This window comes from Rubellimicrobium roseum (genome assembly GCF_006152145.1).
In the GTDB taxonomy this organism is placed as follows: Bacteria; Pseudomonadota; Alphaproteobacteria; order Rhodobacterales; family Rhodobacteraceae; genus Rubellimicrobium; species Rubellimicrobium roseum.
In genome coordinates this window covers 41209-50087 of the sequence record NZ_VDFV01000027.1, presented here as the reverse complement: position 1 = coordinate 50087, position 8879 = coordinate 41209, and the positions used below count along the sequence as shown (strand labels likewise).

Here is an 8879-nt window from a genome sequence, read left to right as displayed (position 1 = left end):
TGACAGTTCTACTTTGCCCAGATGAGACAGTTCTACTTTGCGCCTACATCCAAAAGTCGCATAAGATATATTATGTAAAGTAAGGCAGCCCGGGAGCAGTGGATACACTAGGTCGGCACTTGGATTCGACCGCGTCGCTCGGCTAGAACGTAGCTGGGTCAAGGGAGCGCGCCATGAACGTGCTGCAGCGGAACAACGTCAAGGTTTCGGGCAGCGGCACGCGCCCGATCGTCTTCGCCCACGGCTTCGGGTGCGATCTCAACGCCTGGCGCGGTGTGGCGCCCCGGTTCGAGGGCGACCACCGCGTGGTGCTTCTCGACCATGTGGGCGCCGGCGGCTCGGATCTCGGTGCCTACGACGCACAGAAATACTCAAGCTTCGATGGCTACGTCGACGATCTGCTGGAGGTTGTCGCGGCGCTGGACCTTCACGACGTGATCCTCGTGGGCCATTCGGCGGCGGCGACCATGGCCATGCTTGCCGCCATCCGCGAGCCTAGCCGATTCGCCTCGCTGGTCCTCGTCTCACCGTCGCCGTGCTTCATCGACGATGGCGACTACGTGGGCGGCTTCTCGCGCGACGACATCGAAGGCCTGCTCGAGGTGCTCGACAGCAACTTCCTGGGCTGGTCGCGGGCCACGGCGCCTCTCATCATGGGCAACGTGAACCGGCCCGAACTGGGCGACGAGTTGACGGGCAGCTTCTGCCGCACCGATCCCGACATCGCGCGCCGCTTCGCCCGCGTGGTCTTCCTGTCGGACCACCGCGCCGACGTGCCGCGCTGCCCCGTCCGCGCGCTGGTGCTTCAGACCCAGCAGGACATGATCGCGCCCATCGAGGTCGGCCACTACATGCACCGCCACCTGCCGCAGAGCGAGCTGGTGCTGATGGAGGCGACCGGCCACTGCCCCCATATGAGCGCCCCCGAGGAGACCACCCGCGCCATCCAGGCCTTCCTGTCGGCCTGAGCATGACCGCGCCCGAGCCGCCCGAGGAGACGCGCGAGGAGCTCTACGACCGCGCGCCGGTCGGCTATCTCGCGCTCGACATCCAGGGGCGGATCGTGCGGTCCAACGCCACCTTGGCCGGATGGCTGGGGACCACGGCGGCCGAGCTGCGGGGCCGGCCCGTGGCCCAGCTCCTCACCCCCGGAGCCCGCATCTTCTACGAAACCCATTGCGGCCCGATCCTGCGCATCGAGGGCGAACTTCGGCAGGTCGCGCTCGACCTGCGCCGCTTCGACGGCAGCCGCCTGCCCGCCCTCATCGACTGGCGCCGCGTGACAGGCGCGGACGGCACGCATCTGGGCTATCGCCTTCTGGTCGTGGACGCGAGCGAGCGACGCGCCTACGAGCGCGAGCTCCTGGCGGAGCGCGAGCGCGCCCGCAGCGCCGCCCAAGCCCTGTCGGCGCTCAACGCCGAACTGGAGGCGCGCGTGCAGGCCCGCACCGCCGAGCTGGTGCAGCTCCAGAAGATTGAGAGCCTGGGCCAGCTGACCGGCGGCGTCGCGCACGACTTCAACAACCTGCTCACCCCCATCGTCGCCTGCCTGGACATCCTGTCGCGCCGCAGCCAGCTCGATCCGCGCGGGCAGCGGCTGGTCGCCGCGGCATCGGAAGCCGCCGAGCGCGCGCGCGTGCTGGTCAGCCGCCTTCTCACCTTCGCCCGCAAGCAGCACCTGGAGGTGCGGACCGTCGATCTCACCGAATTGGTGGATGGCCTGCGTGACCTCGTGGTCCGCTCCGTCGGACCCATGGTCGCGCTCGGGATCGAGGTCGAGCCCGCCCTGCCCCCGGCTCGTGTCGATCCCGGCCAGCTCGAACTGGCGTTGCTCAACCTGTGCGTGAACGCCCGCGACGCCATGGACGGATCGGGGCTGCTCGCGCTCCGCCTTGGGTGCGCGACGGCCGAGGACCTGCACCGTTCGGGCCTGCCCGCAGGCGCCTACGTGGCGATCGAGGTGCGCGATCGCGGCTGCGGGATGACGGCCGAGGTCCTGCGGCGCGCGACCGAGCCCTTCTTCACCACCAAAACCTCGGGCCGAGGCACGGGGCTCGGCTTGTCGATGGTCCATGGCTTCGCGCGCCAGAGCGGCGGGGACCTGCTGATCGACAGCACGCCCGGCGAGGGAACCCGCGTCCGCGTCCTGCTGCCAATGGCCGAGGACGCGCCCGCCCTGCCCCGCCCGACACTGGCGATTCCCGTCCCAGCCGCACGCTCCCTGCGCGTCCTTCTCGTGGACGACGACGGCCTCGTGCGCGCCAGCATCGCCGACATGCTGCGCGAACTGGGCCACGAACTCAGCGAAGTCACCTCCGGCGAGGCGGCGCTCGCCCGGCTGGAGCTGCAGCGGCCCGACCTCCTGGTCACGGACCACGCCATGCCGGGCCTGACCGGCACGGCGCTCGCGCGCGAGGCGCGCCGGCGCTGGCCCGGCTTGCCGGTGCTTCTGGTGACGGGCTTCGCCGACGGCTCGGGGGTGGAGCCGGGTGACCTGCCGCGCCTGAGCAAGCCCTTTGGCCCCCGGGACCTCGCCGGCGCCATCGGGCTCGCGCTGGGCAACCACGGCGGGAGTTGATCTACGCCGCGAAATGATGTGCCATGGCACGGCATCGGGTGTCGGGGACCATGCAGGATCTTGTTGTCCATTTGGACCGCGTGAACAACGCAAGTTCGGTCGAGGCGCTCTGGCGGCTGCACCAGGACGCCATGGCGTCCTATGGTTTCGACCGCCTGCTCTACGGCTATACACGCTATCGCAGCGGCCGTTCGCTGGGGGACCCGCAGGACTGGGTGGTGCTGACGAACTTCCCGTCCGCCTACATGCGCCCCTACATCGAGGACGGGCTCTACGCCAACGCGCCCATGATCCGATGGGCGCTGGAGAACGATGGCGCCTGCTCCTGGTCGTGGCTCCACCAGATGGTGGCCAAGGGCGCCTTCACGCCGCCCGAGCTCAAGGTGCTGGAGTTCAACCGCAAGATGGGCATCACGGCGGGCTACACGATCAGCTTCCGCTCGGTGTCGCAGCGCGCCAAGGGCGGGATCGGCCTCTGCGCTCATCCCGGCATGCCTCAGGACGAGGTGGACGCGCTCTGGACGCAGCACGGGCCCACGATCCAGGTGATGAACAACGTGTTCCACCTCAAGCTTCTCACCCTGCCCTACAGCGGCGCGCGCCAGCTCACGCAGCGGCAGCGAGAGGTGCTGCAATGGGTGGGCGACGGCAAGACGGCGCAGGACATCGCCCTGCTGATGGGCCTGACGGCCGCGACGGTGGAGAAGCACCTCCGCCTCGCCCGCGAGGCGCTGGACGTCGAGACGACCGCGCAGGCGGTGCTCAAGGCGGCGTTCTACAACCAGATGTTCACGATCGACGCCTGAGCCGCGCGAGGTCAGGTTTCCCTGACTCGGCAGGTCGGGCCGATCGTGGCACATCCATGTCCGTTGAGAACGAGCAGCCGGCCCTGGCTAGGATGACGGATCGGGACCTCCCTGCGGCTCTGGCCGCAGCCCCGTCCACGGATTCGCCCCGCATCTGCCGCACAGGGACCGCGACGATCCGGCCGTCTGTCCCTCGGGCGGGTCGCGAGGCGGCACCGGACCACTGTCCCGGTCCGGTGCCGCCCCACTCGGGTCGTGTCAGGCGCCCGCGTTCATCTTGGCGACCTCGGCCGCGAAGTCTTCCTGCGCCTTCTCGATGCCTTCGCCCACGGCGAGACGGACGAAGCCCGTCACGGTGACGCCGGCGTCCTTGGCGGCCTGGGCCACGGTCAGGTCCGGGTTCACGACAAAGGCCTGGCCCATCAGGGTCGATTCGGCCATGAACTTCTTCATCCGGCCTTCGAGCATCTTTTCGATCACGGCATCGGGCTTGCCCGATTCCTTGGCGATGTCGAACTGGACCTGACGCTCCTTGGCGACCAGCGCCGGATCGAGCGCGGCCTCGTCCAGCGCGGCGGGGTTCGCGGCGGCGACGTGCATGGCGATCTGGCGGCCGATGCCGTTGTCGGTGCCCGACAGCGCGACCAGCACGCCGATCTTGCCCAGGCCCTCGGCGGCGGCATTGTGGATGTAGGAGACGACGGTTTCGCCTTCGATCCGGGCCATGCGGCGAAGCGTCATGTTCTCGCCGATCCTGGCGATCGCTTCGGTCACGGCCGTCTCGGCGGTCTGGCCGTTCACGTCGGCCTGACGCAGCGACTCGATATCCTGCGCGCCCAGGGCGGCGGTGGCGACGTTGCGCACGAGCGACTGGAACTCGCCGTTCTTGGCGACGAAGTCGGTCTCGGAGTTGACCTCGACGGCCACGCCCGTGCCGCCCGAGACGGCGACGCCCACGAGGCCCTCGGCCGCGGTGCGGCCCGACTTCTTGGCGGCCTTGGCGAGGCCCTTGGTCCGCAGCCAGTCGATGGCCGCTTCCATGTTGCCGTCGGTCTCGGTCAGCGCCTTCTTGGCGTCCATCATGCCTGCGCCGGTGGTCTCGCGCAGTTCCTTCACCATGCTCGCGGTGATCGTCATCCTATCCTCCTTGAACGGATTCGGGCGGGTGATGCACCCGCCCGATGTCAGTAACGCGACAGTCCCCTCGCGGGCGTCAGGCGGTCGCGCCGGCGTCCTCGAGCGTCTCCTCGGCGTAGTTCTCCATGGCGCCGAGATCGACGCCGGCGGCGCCAAGCTGGGCGCTCATGCCGTCGAGCGCGGCACGGGCCACGAGGTCGCAGTAGAGCTGGATCGCGCGGGCGGCGTCATCGTTGCCTGGGATCACGTAGTCCACGCCCTTGGGCGAGCAGTTGGTGTCCACCACGGCCACGACCGGGATGCCCAGCTTCTGAGCTTCCTGGATGGCGAGGTCTTCCTTGTTCACGTCGATGACGAACAGGAGGTCCGGAACGCCGCCCATCTCGCGGATGCCGCCCAGCGTGGCCTGGAGCTTGGCCTGCTCGCGCTCCATGCCGAGCCGCTCCTTCTTGGTCAGGCCCTCGAAGCCGCGCTCGGCGGCCTCGTCGATGGCCTTGAGGCGGGCGATCGACTGCGAGACGGTCTGCCAGTTGGTGAGCGTGCCGCCCAGCCAGCGGTGGTTCATGTAGAACTGGGCCGAACGCTCGGCGGCGTCGGCGATGCCCTTGGCCGCCTGGCGCTTGGTGCCGACGAACAGGATGCGGCCGCCGCGGGCGACGGTGTCGCGGATCACGCGCAGCGCCTCGTCCAGCATGGGGACGGTCTGCGTGAGGTCGAGAATATGGATGCCGTTGCGCGAGCCGTAGATGAACGGCGCCATGCGCGGATTCCAGCGCGCGGTCTGGTGGCCGAAGTGCACGCCCGCTTCAAGCAGCTGGCGCATGGAAAACTCGGGGAGAGCCATGTCCTGTCCTTTCCGGTTTGAGCCCTCGGCGGAGGATCAGGGTTTCCCCCAACCGGTGGACGGACGGGGATGTCTCCCCCGAACGCCCGCCTCCGCCTGCGAAGTGGGGGGGACCTAGCCATATCGCCGCCCGATTGCAAGGGCCAGAACGCCCCACCGGTGCGCGGGAGGACCGGTCGGATTGCGTATTTGGACCAAGTTGATGGGGCGGGACCGGGTTGACCCCAGGGGGCGCATGGAGGCAACTGCGGGACCATGACGCCTGCTCCCGACATCCTCTGCATCGGCTCGGTCCTGTGGGACATCATCGGGCGCACGCCCTCGCACATGCGGCTCGGGGCCGACGTGCCGGGGCGGATCACCCGCGTCCCCGGCGGCGTCGCCATGAACATCGCCATGACGCTGCGCCGCTTCGGCCTGCGCCCCGCGATCCTGACTGCGGTGGGCCGCGACGCGGAGGGAGACCAGCTCGTGGCCGAGGCGGCGCGCATGGGCCTCCTGACCGAATATGCTTACCTGTCCGAGGACTTGCCGACCGATCGCTACATGGCGGTCGAAGGCGGCAACGGGCTCGTGGCCGCCATCGCCGACGCGCATTCCCTGGAAGCTGCGGGCGACAAGATCCTGAGACCCCTGGAGGATGGGCGCCTGGGCAGCCCGGAGACGCCCTGGGCCGGGCCGGTGGCGCTCGACGGCAACCTGACGGCCGACCTGCTGGCCCGCATCGCCGTCTCGCCTCTCTTCGCCCGTGCCGACCTGCGCGTGGCCCCCGCGAGTCCCGGCAAGGCCGAGCGGCTCCTGCCCCTCCTCGGCCATCCCGGCGCGACGATCTATGTCAACCGCGAGGAGGCGGGCCTTCTGTGCCACCGCGACTTCGCCGGCTCCGAGGAGGCCGCGCAGGGGCTCGTGGCGCGCGGGGCCCGCCGGGCGCTCGTCACCGACGGGGGTCGGGGCGCCTCGGACGCCGACGGTTCGGGCGTGCTGACCCAGATCCCGCCCGAGGTGCTGGTCACGCGCGTGACTGGCGCGGGCGACACCTTTATGGCCGCCCACATCGTGGCCGAGCGCGAGGGCGCCGGCCGCGACGAGGCGCTCTCGCGTGCCCTCCGGACAGCCGCACTCTACGTTTCGGGAGACAACCCTACATGATCCCCATGATCTTCGCGCCCGAGGTGGAAAAGGCCCGCCACGAGGGCCAGCCCCTGGTTGCGCTCGAATCGACCATCATCACCCACGGGATGCCTTGGCCGCGCAACGTCGAGACCGCGCGCCGGGTCGAGGCCGAGGTGCGCGCCCACGGAGCCGTGCCCGCGACCATGGCGGTGATCGGGGGCCGGCTCCATGTGGGGCTGTCCGACGGGGAGCTGACCCGGCTTGGGCAGACCGATAACGTGGCCAAGCTGTCGCGCGCCGACTTCGCCGCCTGCCTCGCCACCGGAGGGACCGGCGCCACTACCGTCGCGGCCACGATGATCGCGGCGCGGGTCGCCGGAATCGAGGTCTTCGCCACCGGGGGCATCGGCGGGGTCCACCGGGGGGCCGAGACGAGCATGGACGTCTCGGCCGACCTCCACGAGCTCGCGCAGACCGCCGTGACGGTCGTCGCAGCCGGGGCCAAGGCGATCCTCGACCTGCCCAAGACGCTGGAGGTGCTGGAGACGCTGGGCGTTCCCGTCATTGCCGTGGGCCAGGACGAGCTGCCGGCCTTCTGGTCGCGTAGGTCGGGCCTCAAGGCGCCGCTGCGCATGGATGATCCCGCGCAGATCGCGGCCGCCCACCGGATGCGGGGTGCCCTCGGCCTGCCCGGCGGGCAACTCGTGGCGAACCCGATCCCGGATGGGGACGAGATCGCGGTCGACACGCTCCGCCCCGTGATCGAGCAGGCGCTGCGTGAAGCCAGCGAGCAGGGCATCGCTGCAAAAGCCGTCACGCCCTTCCTCCTGGGCCGGATCTTCGAGCTGACAGGGGGCCAAAGCCTCGAAGCCAACATCGCGCTGGTGCTCAACAACGCCCGCCTTGCCGCCCGGATCGCCGTCGAGCTGTCCCGGCGGCCAGCGGCCATGGGTGCTCTCTAAGCCGCGTGTTGCCGTCGGGGCCGGCGCCGGCCTAGAACCGTCCCGAACACCGAGGGTCCTGCCCATGCGCCCGCCCGAACCCGTGACTCCCCCGCCGCGCCAGCAGCACTGGCTGGTGACGCGCATTCTGGGGGCGCTGCGCAACAACTTCTTCGCGGGCGTGGTCGTCATCGCGCCCATCGGGCTCACCGTCTGGCTGATCTGGACGGCGGTGGGATGGGTGGACAACGTCGTCATGCCCTTCGTGCCGAACTACTGGCACCCCGATTCCATCATCAATCGCTGGCTCGGGCACGCGCGCGGCAGCCCCGGATGGATCGAGCTGGACATCCGCGGCGTGGGCGTCGTGGTGTTCCTCGTCTTCACGGTCCTGATCGGCTGGGTCGCCAAGGGCCTGATCGGCCGCTCGCTCCTGCGCACGGGCGAGGAGGTGGTGGGCCGGGTGCCCGTGATCCGGTCGGTCTACAACGCCGTCAAGCAGATCTCCGAAACCGTCTTCACCCAGTCCGACGCCCGGTTCGAGAAGGCCTGCCTCGTCGAGTTTCCCCGCAAGGGAATGTGGTCGCTGGCTTTCATCTCGGCCCCGCTGCGTGGCGAGATCCGCCATCGGCTCGCCGACGCCTCGGGCGAGGAGATGGTGAGCCTCTTCCGCCCGATCACGCCCAACGCCACGACAGGCTACCTGCTCTTCGTGCGCCGCTCCGAGGTCATTGAGCTCGACATGACGCTGGAGGACGCGGCCAAGATCGTCATCTCGGCCGGGCTCGTCTATCCTGGCGAGGCCGCCCCGGCGTTTCCCCTGCCAGTCGATCCCGCACAAGCCGCCGAATGATCGCCGCCTGCGTCACCGGGTTCCTCACGGGGCTCTCACTGATTCTGGCCATCGGCGCGCAGAACGCCTTCGTGCTGCGGCAGGGGCTCCTCCGGGCGCACGTGCTGCCGCTCTGCCTGCTCTGCGCCTTGTCGGACGCCGTTCTGATCGCGGCCGGTGTCCTGGGTTTCGGCGCGTTGACGCAGGCGCTACCGGGGTTGCCGCGCGTCATGGCGCTGGGCGGGGCGGCCTTCCTCCTCGTCTATGGCGCGCAGCGGCTGTGGGCCGCCTGGAAGGGCGACTACGGACTGGTCCTGTCCGGCCGTTCCGCGCCGCTCGGGGCGACACTTGCGATGGGTGCGGCCTTCACCTGGCTCAACCCCCACGTTTATCTCGACACGCTGGGCCTCGTGGGCGCGGTCTCCACACAGTTCGAAGGCTCGCATCGCCTAGCCTTCGGGCTGGGGGCGACCACCGCCTCCTTCGTGTTCTTCTTCTCGCTGGGCTACGGTGCCCGGCTCCTCGCGCCCGTGATGACATCGGCCGCATCCTGGCGCGTGCTGGACACCGCCATCGCCGCCGTCATGTGGACGCTGGCCGCAGGGCTCGTGCTTTCGGCCTGAAGCGG

The 8879-nt window shown here is 69.7% G+C and carries 9 protein-coding genes; 7 read left to right on the top strand and 2 right to left on the bottom strand.

The features are described 5' to 3' along the window. The first annotated feature begins 173 nt into the window (after positions 1-173). Genes FHG71_RS15445 through FHG71_RS15435 form a run of 3 tightly spaced genes read left to right on the top strand, consistent with a single transcriptional unit; the run spans position 174 to position 3384 of the window. Positions 174-968, top strand: coding sequence for an alpha/beta fold hydrolase (locus FHG71_RS15445; RefSeq protein WP_139082596.1), 795 nt, complete (start codon positions 174-176; stop codon positions 966-968). A gap of 2 nt (positions 969-970) precedes the next feature. Then, positions 971-2578, top strand: coding sequence for a PAS domain-containing hybrid sensor histidine kinase/response regulator (locus FHG71_RS15440; RefSeq protein WP_139082595.1), 1608 nt, complete (start codon positions 971-973; stop codon positions 2576-2578). A gap of 23 nt (positions 2579-2601) precedes the next feature. Beyond that, positions 2602-3384, top strand: a complete 783-nt coding sequence (locus FHG71_RS15435; RefSeq protein ID WP_246045472.1) for a LuxR family transcriptional regulator — start codon at positions 2602-2604, stop codon at positions 3382-3384. Positions 3385-3642: 258 nt separating this feature from the next. Here FHG71_RS15435 and tsf read toward each other — a convergent pair whose 3' ends face one another. After that, positions 3643-4521: a translation elongation factor Ts gene (tsf, locus tag FHG71_RS15430; RefSeq protein ID WP_139082593.1), complete on the bottom strand. Its 879-nt coding sequence runs from the start codon at positions 4519-4521 to the stop codon at positions 3643-3645. A gap of 76 nt (positions 4522-4597) precedes the next feature. Next, positions 4598-5365 (bottom strand): 30S ribosomal protein S2, encoded by a 768-nt coding sequence (gene rpsB, locus FHG71_RS15425; protein WP_139082592.1) that lies wholly within the window; start codon positions 5363-5365, stop codon positions 4598-4600. A gap of 255 nt (positions 5366-5620) precedes the next feature. On the opposite strand from rpsB, the gene FHG71_RS15420 reads away from it, so the two are divergent. The 4 genes from FHG71_RS15420 (at position 5621) to FHG71_RS15405 (ending at position 8874) form a co-directional block, all read left to right on the top strand. Beyond that, a complete protein-coding gene (locus tag FHG71_RS15420; RefSeq protein WP_139082591.1) occupies positions 5621-6514 on the top strand; it encodes a PfkB family carbohydrate kinase in 894 nt (297 codons plus the stop codon). After that, positions 6511-7440 carry a pseudouridine-5'-phosphate glycosidase gene (locus FHG71_RS15415; RefSeq protein WP_139082590.1) on the top strand — a complete coding sequence of 310 codons (930 nt, stop codon included), beginning with the start codon at positions 6511-6513 and terminating at the stop codon, positions 7438-7440. Before FHG71_RS15420 ends, FHG71_RS15415 begins: the two co-directional genes overlap by 4 nt. Positions 7441-7504: 64 nt before the next feature. Continuing rightward, complete coding sequence (locus tag FHG71_RS15410) at positions 7505-8272, top strand: DUF502 domain-containing protein (protein ID WP_139082589.1); 768 nt, start codon at positions 7505-7507, stop codon at positions 8270-8272. Continuing rightward, positions 8269-8874, top strand: a complete 606-nt coding sequence (locus FHG71_RS15405; protein ID WP_176559444.1) for a LysE/ArgO family amino acid transporter — start codon at positions 8269-8271, stop codon at positions 8872-8874. Before FHG71_RS15410 ends, FHG71_RS15405 begins: the two co-directional genes overlap by 4 nt. Positions 8875-8879: the final 5 nt, after the last annotated feature.